The sequence below is a fragment of the Taibaiella koreensis genome, from assembly GCF_003545715.1.
GTDB classification, from domain to species: Bacteria; Bacteroidota; Bacteroidia; order Chitinophagales; family Chitinophagaceae; genus Taibaiella; species Taibaiella koreensis.
The window spans coordinates 376272-392493 of the sequence record NZ_QVNU01000007.1 but is presented as its reverse complement, the minus strand read 5'-3'; the positions used below and the strand labels follow the sequence as shown (position 1 = coordinate 392493).

Annotated in this window: 15 protein-coding genes and 1 tRNA gene; 9 read left to right on the top strand and 7 right to left on the bottom strand. The window is 43.4% G+C overall.

All coding sequences use genetic code 11. The features are described 5' to 3' along the window. Nucleotides 1-119: 119 nt before the first annotated feature. The 3 genes from DZK30_RS21930 to DZK30_RS21920 form a co-directional block, all read right to left on the bottom strand. On the bottom strand, nt 120-731 hold the full coding sequence (locus DZK30_RS21930) for a DNA-3-methyladenine glycosylase (protein WP_118976327.1): 612 nt from the start codon (nt 729-731) through the stop codon (nt 120-122). 110 nt (nt 732-841) lie between these two features. Next, complete coding sequence (locus DZK30_RS21925) at nt 842-1066, bottom strand: hypothetical protein (RefSeq protein ID WP_118976326.1); 225 nt, start codon at nt 1064-1066, stop codon at nt 842-844. A gap of 54 nt (nt 1067-1120) precedes the next feature. After that, nucleotides 1121-2221, bottom strand: a complete 1101-nt coding sequence (locus tag DZK30_RS21920; RefSeq protein ID WP_162903324.1) for a DUF5700 domain-containing putative Zn-dependent protease — start codon at nt 2219-2221, stop codon at nt 1121-1123. A gap of 389 nt (nt 2222-2610) precedes the next feature. On the opposite strand from DZK30_RS21920, the gene DZK30_RS21915 reads away from it, so the two are divergent. The 3 genes from DZK30_RS21915 to DZK30_RS26045 all read left to right on the top strand — a co-directional run bounded on the left by DZK30_RS21915 (nt 2611) and on the right by DZK30_RS26045 (nt 6767). Further along, nucleotides 2611-5511, top strand: coding sequence for a ligand-binding sensor domain-containing protein (locus DZK30_RS21915; RefSeq protein WP_162903323.1), 2901 nt, complete (start codon nt 2611-2613; stop codon nt 5509-5511). Beyond that, on the top strand, nt 5489-6235 hold the full coding sequence (locus DZK30_RS21910) for a LytR/AlgR family response regulator transcription factor (protein ID WP_118976323.1): 747 nt from the start codon (nt 5489-5491) through the stop codon (nt 6233-6235). Before DZK30_RS21915 ends, DZK30_RS21910 begins: the two co-directional genes overlap by 23 nt. 202 nt (nt 6236-6437) lie before the next feature. Continuing rightward, nucleotides 6438-6767 carry a class I lanthipeptide gene (locus tag DZK30_RS26045; protein ID WP_162903322.1) on the top strand — a complete coding sequence of 110 codons (330 nt, stop codon included), beginning with the start codon at nt 6438-6440 and terminating at the stop codon, nt 6765-6767. Nucleotides 6768-7198: 431 nt separating this feature from the next. On the opposite strand, the gene DZK30_RS21900 is transcribed toward DZK30_RS26045, so the two are convergent. The 3 genes from DZK30_RS21900 to DZK30_RS21885 all read right to left on the bottom strand — a co-directional run bounded on the left by DZK30_RS21900 (nt 7199) and on the right by DZK30_RS21885 (nt 10382). After that, nucleotides 7199-7444, bottom strand: a complete 246-nt coding sequence (locus DZK30_RS21900; protein WP_118976321.1) for a hypothetical protein — start codon at nt 7442-7444, stop codon at nt 7199-7201. 72 nt (nt 7445-7516) lie between these two features. Next, a complete protein-coding gene (locus DZK30_RS21895) occupies nt 7517-7885 on the bottom strand; it encodes a hypothetical protein (RefSeq protein WP_118976320.1) in 369 nt (122 codons plus the stop codon). A gap of 391 nt (nt 7886-8276) precedes the next feature. Then, the gene (locus tag DZK30_RS21885) at nt 8277-10382 is read right to left on the bottom strand and encodes an ATP-binding protein (RefSeq protein WP_118976318.1); all 2106 of its coding nucleotides are present in this window, start codon (nt 10380-10382) and stop codon (nt 8277-8279) included. A 114-nt stretch (nt 10383-10496) separates the two neighbouring features. On the opposite strand from DZK30_RS21885, the gene DZK30_RS21880 reads away from it, so the two are divergent. Both DZK30_RS21880 and DZK30_RS26040 read left to right on the top strand, forming a co-directional pair. Beyond that, entirely contained in the window at nt 10497-11267 is a 771-nt protein-coding gene (locus DZK30_RS21880; protein ID WP_118976317.1) for a hypothetical protein, read from the top strand. Between the two features lie 70 nt (nt 11268-11337). Beyond that, nucleotides 11338-11688 carry a hypothetical protein gene (locus tag DZK30_RS26040; protein ID WP_162903321.1) on the top strand — a complete coding sequence of 117 codons (351 nt, stop codon included), beginning with the start codon at nt 11338-11340 and terminating at the stop codon, nt 11686-11688. 134 nt (nt 11689-11822) lie between these two features. Here the strand turns inward: DZK30_RS26040 and DZK30_RS21870 are convergent. After that, nucleotides 11823-11894 (bottom strand) — tRNA-Glu (locus DZK30_RS21870). Between the two features lie 176 nt (nt 11895-12070). Between DZK30_RS21870 and gap the strand changes: the two genes are divergently transcribed. From gap to DZK30_RS21850, 4 genes are all read left to right on the top strand, one after another. Continuing rightward, a complete protein-coding gene (gene gap, locus DZK30_RS21865; RefSeq protein ID WP_118976315.1) occupies nt 12071-13081 on the top strand; it encodes a type I glyceraldehyde-3-phosphate dehydrogenase in 1011 nt (336 codons plus the stop codon). A gap of 165 nt (nt 13082-13246) precedes the next feature. Beyond that, entirely contained in the window at nt 13247-13648 is a 402-nt protein-coding gene (locus tag DZK30_RS21860) for a hypothetical protein (protein ID WP_118976314.1), read from the top strand. Between the two features lie 97 nt (nt 13649-13745). Next, entirely contained in the window at nt 13746-15059 is a 1314-nt protein-coding gene (locus DZK30_RS21855; protein WP_118976313.1) for a TolC family protein, read from the top strand. A gap of 48 nt (nt 15060-15107) precedes the next feature. Beyond that, a complete protein-coding gene (locus tag DZK30_RS21850) occupies nt 15108-16202 on the top strand; it encodes an efflux RND transporter periplasmic adaptor subunit (RefSeq protein WP_118976312.1) in 1095 nt (364 codons plus the stop codon). The last annotated feature ends 20 nt before the right edge of the window (nt 16203-16222 follow it).

Below are 16222 nucleotides of genomic sequence, written 5' to 3'. Positions count from 1 at the left end.
ATGACATGCCCCCGCCGGCTGCTGAGCACAGTGTAAACGTAACCGTGCTGCAGCGGCTCCTGATCGGCTCAGTACGGCACCAAAGCTTTAAACATCTGATACCGGCCCCCTGGAGATCATTACTTAAAGCTATTGGGTTTACTAACATAGGGATTGCCCTTTACAAAAAACCGCCAGGGTAGCAGCGCATCTTCCTTTGCATAAGCAACGCCGACACGGGGAACCGCAGCTATAGCCTCAGCGGGATAATGGATGCCCCGGTCTTCGATCCGGATATCGTCGCCCGTCAGGCTTCTTCCATTAAAAGCAAGATCGATTCCCAAGGCTTTGGCGGCTGCGCCGGGACCCGATGAAATAGCCACCCTCGTAGCCGGCATACCCCGCCTGGCTTCCATCCATTCCGTTCCTTCCAGGGGCACTACGGCGCGTAGCAGCACAGCATGTGGCTCCTCTTCGATCGAAGTGACAATATTGAACAAGTGATGAATACCGTAGCACAGGTAAACATAGGCAATGCCCCCTCCGGCATACAGCGGCCCCGTACGCCGGGTGCGCCTGCCGCCATAGGCATGCGATGCCTTATCCACGACGCCGGCATAAGCTTCCGTTTCGACAATGAGACCTGAAGTAAGCTTGCCCTCTGCATGGGTAACAAGCACTTTGCCCAAAAGGTCTTTGGCGAGGAAAAGAACATCCCTGTTCCGGTAATAGGTGGCATCCAGCTTTGTCATAGGCAAAAATAAAGATCAGGCGGCAATAGCCTTTGTTATGGTACCGGAAGATACGATGTTATTAATCTTTTAACCGCAGGAAATGGCTGCGAATTTTTTTTAGTATCAGCTTATGGATCCAGGTCAACCAATATAGCCGTTAGCTCATCCGGCCGCTGCATCATTACATTGTGGCCACAATCGATCGTCTCGACACGCCAGCCGGAAGTTTCTTTCAACCTTTCGTATTGCTCCCTGAAAGGCGTATCCTCCCAGCCGCTGAGATAAATAAATATGCGGTCGGAGACCTGCTCACGCCCTCCGGTCAGCTGTTCGTGTTGCTCAAAAGGGGGCATCGGTTTTCTGATGTAAAAAGTCAATTGTTTCTGCTACTGTACCTTTAGCAGCGATCATTTCAATTGCTCTGCAAGCGAATATATTTTCCCTTTAGCGGCATATTTCTTATCCAGGCTCCCGATATATTTCAGCGTCGCGGGCGATAATATATAAGCGCCTTGCCTGTCTTTTTTTGATGCCCGATCGTACAGGTATATATAGTAAAAGGGGTTGCTGATGTGCGCTATCAATTCCTTCCTGTAACCATTGCGTTCGATCACCTGCATCATGTAGTACCCGGGAATATGGCCACTGGTATTGGACGTATTGATCAGCTGATTTACTTTAAGTGCGCCCTTATCCACTTTATCTTGTGCCAATAGCGAATCGATATGCTTGAGCACCGGAACGCCTTCCTCTAGAAAGCTTTCCGGGTATCCTTTCTGAAATTCAAGGAGGCCGGAACGACTACCCATGTACGGCTTGTCGATAAGGTCGGCGCTGCCCTCGTTGAGGATGCGCTGCAATACAGTAACCACAACTTTGTCTTCCGCTTCTGTTTCAAAAAGGAACCTGGGCCGCAATATATGGTGCAGCTCATGTCCACCCAGCACACCCAATTTGTTGGCATCATTAAAATAAGCTGCCATCAAAGTATAAATGATCCAGCCATTTTCCACATGCGCATCATTGTGTAAAGGGATTATCGAAAAGCGCAGACCAGGTACGCGTCCATGAGCCTGGACCGGCAACATACCATAGCTGTAATGATAACAGGTATCAAGATAGTCCGTCTTGCTTTTATCGATCCACTCCAGGTAGGCCTTCATTTTATCTTCGTTTACCTTATATTCATTTACGATATAGGTCCACCAATATTGTTCGGGGTCTTTCAATTGCCGCTGCAACTTTGCCTCGTTGGCAGGCATATAAACAATCTCCATGATCCTGCGGTAACGTTCAAAATAAGCGCTATCGACGCCCTGGTCCTTCATGTAAACCCTTATCGCTTCATTTTGCAGGAAACCGTTCCATTCTTCCTTACTAAGGCTGTCGCCGGCTTTTAAGCGGGCTGTGATGTTGAAGTATTCCCAGCAGGAACGATCGTCGATAGATTGGGCCATTGACCGTGTGGCAAGCCAGCTCAAAGCAAGCAGCAATATTATTTTCTTCATTCTGCAGGTTATTCGTTTGGGTGGTTAATGGTTTTGGTTGGGATCTGGCATGCAAGATAAAAAGAAATAAAGTTAGCGCTCTGGTCCCGCGTGGGGCTTGGGGCAATTCGTTTAATGTGACAGGCCTGAAACCTGTTTAGACAGACTCTTCTTGTACCACAAAGAGAAATGCTTCAAACACTAATAACGTTTGGGGTATCATTAAATGGCAACCAGATGATGACATTCCCGGAATGTCAATAAGAAGGCAAGGCCGGCCCCACGCTACTTATCCGGTGAGGCTGTTGTATCATTGCAACGTCTTCGTGCCTTCCTTGCCTGAAGCCGGCTTTTCTATATTTAGTGTATGATTGCCGAAAATGCGCTATTTTTCGACAAACATATGCTTAATGCGAAGTTTGCTTGTGATTCTTCTATGCTGCGCTCTTTCTTCGCTCAGAACATTTGCACAAGAATATAGCTATACCCATTATGATACAAAAGATGGGCTGGCTAATTCGACCGTATATAATATATGCCAGACTAAAGACGGTTTTATCTGGTTTTGTACCGAAACAGGCTTAACCCGCTTTGACGGTTGTCGTTTTAAAACATTTACAACTACAAATGGGTTACCCAGTAATCAGGTTCTGAATGCTTGGGAGGACAGTCGTGGAAGATTATGGCTAATGATGTTTAAAGACGCTATCTGTTATTATGCAGACGGTAAGATACACAACCAGGAAAATGATAGCATTTTAAAAAAGGTTCACATTCATGCGAGTTGGAATGCCATAGTGGAAAGTCCCGATGGCAATATTACAGTTCAGGAGGCAAATTTTACGCATATCATCACTGCCGCAGGTAAGGTTACTACTTATCCCTGGGGAACGAGTGACTGGGATAAGTTGGCAGCAATGTTAATTAATATTTCTACTTTCTCGGGTACACTTCCGGCCAATTTTGTCATGTTACCAAATGATATCCGTAAAGCGGTCAGACCTAACTGGATCTTCTTGCGTAAATCAGGATCAGTGAATAAGCCGTATTACGCCTTTGCAGGCACGGATACACTTTGGTTTGTTACACCCTCGGGAAATGAAAGGATATATGCGCCTCATTCGCAATATAGAACCGTTTTTTTAAACGATCATCAGTATGTTATTTATAATCGCCTGAAAGGCGTCAAAGTAGTTGAACAAGGCAGGGAAATGACATCCTGCAGCTATTTTACCGATTATGATATCAACGCTGTCATCAAAGACCGTGAGCAAAATATTTGGTTTTCCACTCAGGGTTCGGGCGTATTTAAAGTTAGCCCAAACCGGTTTAAAAGCCTATTTACGAAAGAAAAGGCAGACACTTATATTTGCGATATTCATAGGGTAGGATCTTCTATATGCATCGGAACCAAGAGTAATGATTACTGGAAATTTGATACCATTAGTGATGCTTTTTTTGAGAATGAAACAAAAAATAAATCGAGATCGTTTGTTGCAGATGACCATTTTTTACAGCAATTGCCGAAACAGACCATCTTTCAAGTCGCAAATGCTGATTTTCTAAATCTTGGTCGCTTGAGTGCTAAATTTTCATCGGGAGTAAAAACAATGCAATCGCTTCAGGATACATTACTCCTTACGAACAGTGCCGGTGTATTCCTTGTCAGTATAAAGAACAAAAAGATTATTAAAACCCTTTATCATGAACGGGCGACGTGTGCCTATAAACAAGGGGAGACTTATTATATAGGTACGCTTAAAGGCCTGTACACAACTTCCGATGGTAGTAAAGCGCTTTACAAAGGGACACGATTTCCTGAGTTCAAAAATAATATCAGCACATTCGCGGAAAGTAACGATGGTACCCTTTGGGTGGGAAGTAATGGCGGCGGTGTTTATGGATATAGAGAGGGCAAAATTATTGCCGCTTTTGACAATTCAACCGGCCTGAGCAGTAACATGTGCAGCAGTCTTTGTGCCTCCGGGAACAAGCTTTGGGTTGGATCGGAAAAAGGACTCAACCAGATCGATATTACACCGGGCGTCTATAAAGTGGTTTCAAACATAACGGTAAGCGACGGCCTGAACTCAAATATTGTAAACTCGGTTTATGTTGATGGGAGCTTTATATACGTAGGAACGCCGGTTGGTATTACGGTATTTGATGAAAGAAAAGTCCAGACTCATGGAATCTGTTATCTGAACATGACGGACATTATCGTTTCAGGACAATACAAAAAACCCAGCCAACGGAGTCTTTTATTGAAGCATGAAGAAAACAACATCTCTTTTGCGTATTCGGGCATTTCTTTTTTATCCGGAGGCGATATCACCTATAAATATAGGGTATTGGGTTTGGACGATACCTGGAAATACACAAAGGAAACAGTGCTTACCTATCCTTCATTACCTTCCGGAAAATATACACTCGAACTGATCGCGATTAATAAGTTTCGTAATGAAAGCAAACCGCTGAGATATCATTTTGAAATTGAAAAATCCATTCTGGAAACCGCCTGGTTCAAAAGCGTAATGATAATTGCAGGCATAATCATTATCATCGTGATTGTCCGGTATGTCATTCTTCTATCTCACCGGAAAGAGAGGAAGGCGTTAATGGCTGATCATAAAATGAAGTCTCTGGAACAAATGGCATTGAGGGCACAAATGAATCCTCATTTTATTTTTAATTGCCTTAACTCGATGCAGCGATACATTATCGACGGAGACATTAAAAAAGCAAATTTTTACCTGTCCCGTTTTGCTGCATTGGTACGGGAAACACTTGATAATGCAGCGAGGGTATTTATCACCATCGAAGAAGAAATCCGGTACCTGACCAATTATATTGACCTGGAGCGTGTACAGATACAAGATGCATTTGAGTATGTTATTCTTATTGACCCGCTTATAAATCAGGCAGAGCTCATGATCCCCAACATGGTATTGCAACCGTTTGTTGAAAATGCAATCAAGCATGGCCTGGATCATCCCGGGATACAAGGTAAGCTGACAGTTTCCTTTATTCTCCTGGAAGAGCGGCGGATGCTGCAATGTGCGATAGATGATAACGGCCCCGGCATAAAACAAAGCATGGAGCTGAAACAAAAATATGGCCGGCAGTTCCCCGCGAAGGGCATGTCCATTACCAACCAAAGGATACTTACTCTTAATCAATTACAGTCGGGAGACCGGCCGATACGGATACAGGTAATTGATGTCGGCGAAGAGGAAAGTGTTGGGGGCACCGGAACAAGAATTATGATTAACCTTCCTGTTAAATACTATGATGAAGAGTCTGATTATTGATGATAAATCGGCCAATATAGATACGCTGAGCAAGCTCCTGGGCTTATACTGTCCGCAGGTGCAGGTTTGCGGAACAGCGGGAAATGTGGAAGACGGGTATAAAGCTATCCAGGAGCTTAGGCCTGCGCTGGTTTTTCTCGATATTGAAATGCCCAATGGTAACGGATTTGATCTATTGAAGAAATTCAATACCCTTTCTTTTGAAGTCATCTTTACAACGGCTTACAACCAATATGCCGTTCAGGCCTTCCGGGAAAATGTACTGGACTACCTGTTAAAGCCTATCGACATAGACATTTTGCAGCAGGCGGTAGTTAAGGCAGAGCATCGAATCATTCAGAAGCAAACCAATGAATACCTGGTCAGATATATGCAAACCCTGCAACCCACCCACAACAACAGGATCAGCATACCGGTACTGGATGGCTATCTTTTCCTCAACTGCCAGGATATTATCAGGTGTGAGGCTTCCGATAGCTATTGCTTTTTCTTTACTACCGACGGTAAAAAAATACTGGCAAGTATGCGGCTCAAGGAATGCGAAACGTTATTACCGTCAAACCAATTTTTCAGGGTGCATCATTCCCATATTATCAACCTGCAATACATGGTCCGATATATTCGCGGAAGAGGCGGTAGCGTAGTCATGCAGGACAAAAGTATCGTAGAAGTGGCTGCCAGTAAAAAGGACGCTTTCTTAGGAAAACTCCGGGATGGCTTCTAGACGAAAACACAAAAGGCAGCAAATCCTGCATAACTACGGCCTCGGATAACACAACGGCGTATTTTCTTTTTCCGAATTTAAAATGAGCGCTATTATTGTGTCAGTAAGGCTTTTCAATGTTCGGCTACTATAAAAATTAAAGCCAGATTGACCAGGTTTACACATACGCTCATTTAAAACCATTTTCAAAAAACAAAATGCTATGAAAAAGAAAAAAATCGAATTGAATGCCAAATTGTTTTTAAACAAAACTGTTGTGAGCTCCCTCAATAGCTTACAGACAGTTGGTGGCGGCAATAATACGGCAACGAACTGTCCGTCCAATGCGACGAGTCCCTGCGCTCTTTGCCATGAAACGCAAACTCCAGACTGCGTTAACACCCAGATAACCCAACCTGTTAACCTTTGTAACTTTGCAACCTCCAAGATCCCTGGCGATTGTAATCCAACCGGGAATCTCGCCTGCCAGAGCGTCCTTAAGGGTGCCTGCGGTACCATAGTTTCTACTCCCGGCGGTGGCTGCGGAGGTTAATCAGGCACAAAATCCTGCTTTGATCACTATTGTTTAGCTGACAGACCAGCCAGCTAAACAATAGTTGTCGCAGATGCCGGGTTTCACGGACATATGCTGGTGCTTAGGGCGGACCAATCAATTTGAAAGAGGGCATAAAATTATTGGGGGCTTTCTGAATACGCACACTTCATTCAATCAGCGAAACCCAGGTACAAACGTTACCATTATTAAGAGCGTGAGGAACTATGCTACCAACCTGACCCATGCCACGCTTCTGGATGGATTTATGTTTACGGGTAGCAAAAGTGGCCGGGCGGTGCCCTATACAATGAAAATGCCAGTCCGTTTGATCACCAACTGCATTTTCTCCGGAAACGAAGGGGGCTAAGTACACTATAGACTCGGTAGGCATAGGGTTAAGTTGACGAAATGGCCTTCCTGACTGCACGTTAAGCCGGCTGAACCGCTTCCAATACAACAATAATATTGTGGATAAATGATGCGTCTATCTCACTGCCGCTGTCAACGGCTTGTACCAGCGCACGAAATTCGCCACTATCATCTCGTTCAAACACAAGTTCCCTGCCGTTTACCATAACGTAAAACTTGTACGTGTAAGCAAAGGTGACCAATCGCCCCTTTAGCAATAGCTCTTCTCCATTGTGATTTACTGGTAACTCAAAAAAATGTTCCATTTCCTTACTTATATGCTCAAGCTAAACTAATTCATCCCACCCCTTATAATCGTGTTTATAGTTGCGCCCCAGCTAGCGCAACGTTTCTACCGGTGCCTTCCTTTGATCTGGTTTTTGGTCGTTTTTCCCTGCGCTATAGGCGAAGATGAAAGACATACCAACAATAATAAGAAAACAGGCCGCGACAATCTTTAGTCGTTTAGTAGTCTTACGCAACGAAGCTCTTTCGTAGATTGTCAGTGTGTTCGGTTCCCTATAATTGCGCCGATTAATTTTCAGTTCTTCAATTTGTTCCACAAAAACCGAAAGCCGGGACTTGTTGCGACCCGGTAATTTTCCCGGATCATTAAAGCCGGAACTATAGTGCTTTCGCTTTCCGAAGTTCAAAAGAAGCGCTATACCGGCGATGATACAAGAAATACCTACTATGATTACCGGCATAAAAGCAGACAGCATTGATCTGGCTCAAAGCTATGCACTATTTTTAGATTGTAGCAATTGATTTGTGGAATGTACAACATCTTACAGGTAACATCAGATCTGCTACATCCCGCTTGACCCGGAGCTTCCAGCTTGAAGTAGAAGCAATAAAAAAGCCTGCAAATTTGCAGGCTATTCTTGTACCCCTAACGGGAACTCAATTGAACACTTTAGGCGAAAATGGTCTTACAGATATGGGCAAGATCTTGAATGTTGTTAGAGAAATTACGGATATGCATTTATAATTATCAGTTTCATTCTGCCTGGAGAACCTGTCAAAGTTCGAAAATTTTTTATGCTTATTTATATGAAATTCAGTTTTTTAGAGATTAGTTCGTAAAGACTCTAGATGTTATTTCCTGATCTGATTGAGTTTGTTGATAAAGATCTTATTTCTTTGACGAGCTCTTTGAAGTAGCGTCGAATACTTAATTACTTCAGAATATATTGAGCCATTTGTCCTTCCATCAAACCCTATTACATTTTCCGATGGTCTAAATAGATAGTCAAATTGATAAGATTGTTCATATCTACTTACTGCTCCTAAAACGTCTCTTGGTTCTATATTTTCTCCTAGTAGATATCCATAAAACGTAGTTATTTGAAACTCATCTTCAGTATAGTTTCTAATAAAATTTGCGTATTTATCTATTTGAGTTAAGTGGTCGGAAGCGTTAACATGCGGTGCCTTAAATTCAATGATTATACATTTACCTTCTTCTGGAAATAGCAATACATCCGGCCGTTTAATTTTTCTATCTTCGCCTAAAGAGCTTAAATAACGTTCTTCTTCATCGGAAAAACTTTTTTTAAATACGGGCTTTCCATCAATTTCCAATTTGCTCAATCGTTTTTCTGAACTTCCTTTAAAATAGATGAAATCTTCGTTTATCATCCACAAATCACTGTCAGACGCATCAGTTGAGCCCTTCTGAAATAAAAGATTATGAATTAAAGCTTCGTCATAGTTTTCCTTTTGTTGCTGGACATTCAGTTCCCTCATCAAAATCTTATCGAATAAATCCAATATTAGCTTACGGCGCGCGACATAATGAGTTAAGGCCAATTTGTTTTGTAATGGAATTGCATTAACTAAAATATTTATCTCCTTCTTTAATTCTTCGTCATAATTTGGACTTCTAGTATCAAGGTTATTCAAATTATCCATTGATTTTTTAAGAGTGGCGTCAATAGCAGCTTCCTTTTTTGCTTCTGCCTCGTAAAATTTTTTCAAGATATCCGTTTCACTGTCATTGATTGATATTGTTATTGACTCCGCTGTTTCATCATCAAGCAAAAACATCTCCTTTAATTTTTCAAAATCCTCAGCATGTTTTCTTTTGACATTCTCGATTTCTGGATACATTTCATTTATCTTGCTATTCACTTCGGATTGAATATCTTCGATGAAGATTTCCGAGTCATTACTAAATGCATCCTTATAAAATGAATCTCTGTTTAAGATATTCAATTCACCTCTAAGATTAGTATCCCGTGCATCTATGAAGTCACTTGATACGAGAAATAGATACTTATAACCTTTTATTTGGTCATGTTGTGATAAGCTTTCAAGAAGAATAGCGGAATCTTCAATGACCTCATTCTTCGAAACCAAATTGAGCTTGTTTTCATTTAGGAGACTCTGCTCAATCTTAAAAGCTTCAATAAAAAAATTCTCTTTCTCATCTTTCTTTTCAATACCTTTTGCAGTTTTATGATAGTAATTAATGGAGATTTTGTCTTTCTTATCAATAGGTGGTATATCACTTTTTGAAATAGTAGCGGTACCTTTTAGTTCTGTTTGCTCATAAAACTCAATTGAAATTTTTGGCAATTTATTGCTGTTGTGGCATAGATAGGGCAAATATCTTTCTAATAATTTTTGCTTAAGAACCATTTCATTTAGCTCGTTATAGACATTACTATTATCAATTAAGCCCTCAAACTTAATGGTTGTCTCATTTAATTCTGTTTCTATTTCATTGCAAAAGCGATGTTTTACAATAGCATTGAGCCTTAGAAATTCTTCTCTTTTAGAAACCACAAAGTTGCGATGCCAGAATTTCTTCTCTGATTCAAAATAGCTATCTACTGTTGCTGATTGAAAAAAATGTACGTATTGGATTCTGCCGGATCCCAAATTTTTGAATCCTTTAGTTGTTAATTTAAATGTGTTGAATCTTTGAAATTCTTGATCGTTAAATCCGATCCCATTATCAGTTATTGATAAACTTTCAAATTCCTTTCCACCATCTATCCGTTCTTTAGCAACAAGGCTAATTTTAATCTCACCCTTATAGCCTTTGGCTCCCTTTGACTTAATTTTTATTGCTTCCAATGCATTTGTAAATGCTTCAAATACCGGCTGCATCGCAGTTCGCGACTTTTTTAAATCGTGGAGTACACCAACAAATGATAAATCTTTTGCCTTTATAAATTCATCGTTTTGGTAAAGCATATAAGATTAGATGTTTGATACTGAAGTTAAAAATTTGACTCAAATTATTATTCATTCTTGTAATTTGTGGTAAAATTAAGTTATAATTGCTTTGCCATAGGAAACAAAATTACGATGAACGAAACACAGGAACTTAAAGACGTAGAAAATGCGATGAGAGATTTCATCGCTGTAAAAATGGAAGCACAGTTTGGCGCTGATTGGTTTCCATCATCTGGGATTTCAGCCGAGAGAATAGAGAAATGGAAAGAAAAAAGGGAGGAGGAGCGTAGGAAATTTGGTGCGGTAGTATTGGAAGAAAGACTATTGTATTTTTCAGATTTCTACGATCTCGGAGTAATTATCGAGAAGAATTGGGAGAAGATATTTCACCCAGTATTTGAAGATAAAAAGACGTTTACGATTTTTTGGAAACTACTTGGAGATTATCGCAACCCTGACGCTCATCGTAGAGAACTATTGACTTTTCAAAAACATTTGGTAGCTGGAATGTCCGGATATCTTAGAAACAAAATAGTAGTACATCGCAGCAAAATGGAAACAGATAATGACATTTTTCCACGCATTGAAAGCATCACGGATAATTACGGGAATGTTTGGGTGCCAGGACAAGGGGCGGGAATGTTCGAAACAATTTTATATCCAGGGGAAAAATTAGAATTTAACGTGAAAGCTACTGATCCTGAAGGTAGAAAACTCCAATATGGATTTCATCCGAATCTACAATGGCAAGACAGTCACGTACTAAAGGTGGATTTAGACAATTCTCATATCGCCAAATGGAAAGCGTTTGTTATAATAATCAAGAGTGACCGAGAATATCATGCAGATGGTGATCATGACGGTGCTGTCATGCTAAATTATAAAATTCGACCAGCTAAATGATGGGGTGAGAAAAACAAAACGAAAATTTATTTGACCGTACCAAATACCCAAAACAAAAAACATAAAAACTATGAACTCAAAGCTTACGGATTATTTACAACTTCATTATGCAACACCTGAAATAAAGCAACGTCTCGATGCTGTATCAAAACTCGTTAATGATATTTTGCGCGATAATAAAGGGGATGTATCTATGAATGTTATCACCCACTTAGAAGAAGCGAGGCAGGATAAAATCGCGATTCAAGCTGAATTAACTAATCACGAGAATGCTATTCAAAAGTTGAAAGATGAAATATTTGAATGGTTGAGTGAAAGTCCTGATATAAATTCTGTAACTGTGCCAAGATCAAATATCAATGCGCCTACAAGAATGATTTTTAACCGCAAGGATAAGAATATTGAATTGTATGGAGCATAGAGCCTATCAAATTAATAAGGCTTAAGATGTCCGAAACCTTATTGCTTATAATCCACATTGTCAAAAATTTGAGTGTTCAATTCCCATTAAGGGTTATAACACAAAACCCGCTCTGAGAGCGGGTTTTGCTTGTGTACCACGTACGGGAATCGAACCCGTGATTCCTCCGTGAAAGGGAGGCGTCTTAACCCCTTGACCAACGCGGCGTTGATTGCTTTGGGATGGCAAAGGTAGCATACTTTTTTACATTTCCAAAAAAACGCAAAAAATTTTCCAAAAAATCATTTTGCTTACGCAGGCTGTCCACATTAATTGGAAAATACTTTGCTTGCATTTACCTTTGCACCGATTTTTTAACACAGTAAAAATCCGATTTTAAACAATGAGTAAAGTTAAAGTTGCCATTAATGGTTTCGGGCGTATTGGCCGCCTCGCCTTCCGTCAAATCTACAACATGGAAGGAATTGATGTCGTTGCCATCAACGATCTTACTGAGCCGAAGGTACTGGCGCATTTGCTGAAGTACGATACCGCCCAGGGCCGTTTCGGACAAGAAGTAAATCATTCCGAAAACGCCATTACCGTTAATGGTCACGAGATTAAAATATACGCTCAGCGGGATCCTTCGCAGATCCCCTGGGGACAGCATGAGGTAGATGTTGTACTGGAGTGCACCGGTTTCTTTACTGATGCGGAGAAGGCTAAAGCCCACATTACTGCGGGCGCCAAGCGTGTCGTGATCTCCGCTCCTGCTACCGGCGACCTCAAAACCGTAGTGTTCAACGTAAACCACGATATCCTCGACGGTTCCGAAACTATTATCAGCTGCGCTTCCTGCACTACCAACTGCCTGGCTCCCATGGCTAAAGTCCTGCATGAGCAATACGAGATCAAGGCCGGCCAAATGACTACCGTGCACGCTTATACCAACGATCAGAATACGCTGGATGCACCGCACGCCAAAGGCGACCTGCGCCGCGCCCGTGCTGCTGCCGAGAACATTGTTCCCAATTCCACCGGTGCTGCCAAAGCCATTGGCCTGGTACTACCCGACCTGAAAGGCAAGCTGGACGGCGGTGCACAACGCGTGCCTACTGTAACCGGCTCCCTCACCGAGCTGACCACCATCCTGGGTAAAAAAGTAACCGCCGAAGAAGTGAACGCTGCAATGAAAGCTGCCGCCAACGAATCCTTCGGCTACAATGAAGATGAGATCGTCTCCAGCGATATCATCGGTACCACCTTTGGTTCCCTGTTCGACGCTACACAAACCAAAGTGGTGACTGTAGGCGACGCACAGCTGGTAAAGACCGTAAGCTGGTACGATAACGAGATGAGCTATGTGTCTCAGCTGGTGCGTACCGTAAAATACTTCGCGGGACTGATCAAATAAGCAGCTCAGCGATATACTATATATAAAATGCCTTCCTTTGCGGAGGCATTTTATATATACAGCCTTTGGTAAATTATTCGTTATTTAATGTTTCCCTGTTTTATCCCATCTAAATTGCTATTACTTTTGTGGCAATAATCGAAACGATTCTTCGTTTGAACCTAAATGCCCTTCGTCCGCTTATATTCTAGAAAGTTCCTCCTGGTTATCCTGGCCTTGCAGATACTGAACCTCAGTATTTACAATACGAACTTCTATTGCAACAACTGCTTTTGCTCTGCAAAGGCCCAGTTAAAGGATGCTAACCCTATCGATTCCTTCGCCGAGCTCATGGTAGAGGATGTTGCAGGCTATCAGAACGCTTTCCCTGAGCCCAGGCACAAGAACGATAAGCAGTCGGGCGAGCTGAAGCACAATATCTCTTTCAAAATGGTCCACCAGGATCATTTCGCCAGGCTTCCGGAGAATATCGTCTATCATAATGATGGGGCCGCCATGGCCCTTCCCGGCTTTTGCGATAACTATTCCTATTTGTTCTGGAAAGAGATCAATCATCCCCCTGCATAGTTATTCCTCTTCCAGATTGATGCATTGCTATGCCTTTTAAGAGGCCTTGGCTCATTGTTCCTATACCCGGATCACGTCTTTAATCTATTATTTATTTATGATTACCCTCAAACATTCCCTTCGTGGATGGGGCTGGGTCCTGCGTATCGCACCAGGTCTCTTTACCCTGCTGCTGGGGACACAGCCGGTCCAAGCGCAAAGCCGGACCGACACCCTCTCCCTGACACTAAAACAAACCGAAAGGATCTTCCTGGAGAAGAACCTTGAACTGTTGGCACAGCACTACAATATCGAAGCCAGCAAAGCGCTGGTACAGCAGGCCAGGCTTTGGGACGACCCTACGCTAACGACAGATCAAAATGTATATTCCAACAACAAATGGTTTGAACATGGCACCAATCCTGACGGCACGCCCAAAGGGCAGTTCTTCGTCCAGGTGCAGCAGTTGATCAAGACCGCCGGTAAACGCGGCAAGCAGATCAGCATGGCCCAAACCGGCGTTAACATCAGCCAGTGGCGGTTCACCGAGTTGATGCAACACCTGAAATTCCAGCTGCGCAGCGACTTTCATACACTGGTGCAGCTGCAGGCAGTACAGGACTTGTATACCGAGCAGGACCGGCAACTCGATCAATTGCTCGCAGGCATGACCGGCCAGTTCAGCGCAGGCAACATTGCCCGTAAAGACCTGCTTCGTGTGCAGGCGTTACAGGTAAACCTGAAGCAGCAAATGGCCGATAACCTGAAGCAGATTGAAGACAGCCAGTCGGAATTGAAAACACTGCTGCAGATCACCGGCGACACCGTGCTCCACCCCATACCGGAAGTACAGTCGGGCCAGCTGCGTCCTTCGCTTAATGTGGCTTCGTTGGTTGATACGGCCAAAGAGAACAATGCCACTTACCAGCTGGGACAGCTGCAGGTACAGTACCAGCGGCAGAACCTGGCGTTCCAAAAAGCGCTGGCAGTACCCGATGTAACTGTAGGTCCCAGCTACGATCATAACAGCAATTATACGCCGCACTATGTAGGCCTGGGCCTGTCGTTGCCTTTGCCCATCCTGAATGGCAACAGGGGCAATATTAAGGCTGCACGCTGGCAAGTGAAGCAGGAGGAAACTAATTTGTCGCAAGCCGACGTGCGCCTGCAAAACGATGTGGCCAGCGCCTACAAAAAATACCAGTATACCCTGCAGCTACAAACGGGCGCCCACCAGGACTTCTATGCCGATTATAAGAAGTTGCAGGAAAACATTGCAGAAAGCTTCAGACAACGGCAGATCAGCCTGCTGGAGTTTATCGACTACTTCAACGATTACGAGGAGGTGCGCACCAAACAGCTGCAACTACAGCTGGATACCCAGCTGGCCAAAGAAGAGCTGAACCTTCAATTGGGTGCCGATATCTTTTAATACAACGGCCCTGAACCTGCCGTTCCCGAAAAAAATCAATTTAAGCATATGAAATCTTCAATAGCCATCATCCTTATCACCCTGATCACGCTGGCTTCCTGCAAAGAAAAGCAGGAGCAGAAAGAAGCGCCGCAGCCTTTTACACTAAGCGATTCCATGCAGCGGCTGATACGGATCGATACGGTATCTTACTGCAATATCAGCGATGAGCTGTCGCTGAGCGGCGAGGTAAGCTTTAATGAAAATAACCTGGTACGTATATTTCCGCGCAGCAGCGGCCAGGTAACCGATACCCGTGTATCGGTGGGTGATAAAGTAAGCAAAGGCCAGGTGCTGGCGGTGATCCGCAGCGCCGACGTGGCCGGCAATTACAGTGACCTGAGCAGCGCCAAGGCAGATGTTTCGATCGCCAAAAGGCAGCTGGACAATGCGGAAGCACTTTATAAAAATGGCATCAGCAGCGAAAGGGAATATACCGAGGCGAAACAAACCTATGAAAAAGCCCTGGCAGGCAGGGAAAAGGTACAGGCCACGATCAGCATCAATGGCGGCGGCCGCACCAATGCTAACGGCGAATACGTGCTCACCTCTCCTATCGACGGCTATGTGGTGGAAAAAAAGACGGCTACAGGTGCATTTATCCGTCCCGACATGGGCGACAACCTGTTCACCATTTCCGATCTGAAAAATGTATGGATCTACGCCAATGTATACGAGACCGATATCGCCAAAGTGCGGGAAGGTTTCGAAGTAAAAGTAGTGCCTGCCGCCTACCCCGATAAGGCCTATACCGGTAAGATCGACAAAACCGGCCAGGTGCTTGATCCGCAAAGTAAGACCATGCGGATAAGGGTGGTGCTCGAGAATACAGATATGCTGCTGAAACCCGACATGTTTACCAAAGTGATCGTAAGCAACAACGAAGGACAAAAAGCGATCTGTATCCCTACTGCAGCCCTGGTGTCGCAGGACGGCAAGACCTACGTGGTGGTATACAATGGCAAAAGCGATATCAAGATAGCCCAGGTCACTGTATTGAAGACGGTGAACGATCGCACTTACATTTCCGAAGGTGTACAGCCGGGAACAAAGCTCATCACCAGTTATCAGAACCTTATCTTCAACCAGCTGATGAATGAATAGGTGCAAGGCCGCTTCCAGAG

Coding starts and splice junctions, on each gene's coding strand:
- DZK30_RS21930 (WP_118976327.1), bottom strand. CDS start 731: ATGACAAAGCTGGATGCCACCTATTACCGGAACAGGGATGTTCTTTTC.
- DZK30_RS21925 (WP_118976326.1), bottom strand. CDS start 1,066: ATGCCCCCTTTTGAGCAACACGAACAGCTGACCGGAGGGCGTGAGCAG.
- DZK30_RS21920 (WP_162903324.1), bottom strand. CDS start 2,221: ATGAAGAAAATAATATTGCTGCTTGCTTTGAGCTGGCTTGCCACACGG.
- DZK30_RS21915 (WP_162903323.1), top strand. CDS start 2,611: ATGCGAAGTTTGCTTGTGATTCTTCTATGCTGCGCTCTTTCTTCGCTC.
- DZK30_RS21910 (WP_118976323.1), top strand. CDS start 5,489: ATGATGAAGAGTCTGATTATTGATGATAAATCGGCCAATATAGATACG.
- DZK30_RS26045 (WP_162903322.1), top strand. CDS start 6,438: ATGAAAAAGAAAAAAATCGAATTGAATGCCAAATTGTTTTTAAACAAA.
- DZK30_RS21900 (WP_118976321.1), bottom strand. CDS start 7,444: ATGGAACATTTTTTTGAGTTACCAGTAAATCACAATGGAGAAGAGCTA.
- DZK30_RS21895 (WP_118976320.1), bottom strand. CDS start 7,885: ATGCCGGTAATCATAGTAGGTATTTCTTGTATCATCGCCGGTATAGCG.
- DZK30_RS21885 (WP_118976318.1), bottom strand. CDS start 10,382: ATGCTTTACCAAAACGATGAATTTATAAAGGCAAAAGATTTATCATTT.
- DZK30_RS21880 (WP_118976317.1), top strand. CDS start 10,497: ATGAACGAAACACAGGAACTTAAAGACGTAGAAAATGCGATGAGAGAT.
- DZK30_RS26040 (WP_162903321.1), top strand. CDS start 11,338: ATGAACTCAAAGCTTACGGATTATTTACAACTTCATTATGCAACACCT.
- gap (WP_118976315.1), top strand. CDS start 12,071: ATGAGTAAAGTTAAAGTTGCCATTAATGGTTTCGGGCGTATTGGCCGC.
- DZK30_RS21860 (WP_118976314.1), top strand. CDS start 13,247: ATGCCCTTCGTCCGCTTATATTCTAGAAAGTTCCTCCTGGTTATCCTG.
- DZK30_RS21855 (WP_118976313.1), top strand. CDS start 13,746: ATGATTACCCTCAAACATTCCCTTCGTGGATGGGGCTGGGTCCTGCGT.
- DZK30_RS21850 (WP_118976312.1), top strand. CDS start 15,108: ATGAAATCTTCAATAGCCATCATCCTTATCACCCTGATCACGCTGGCT.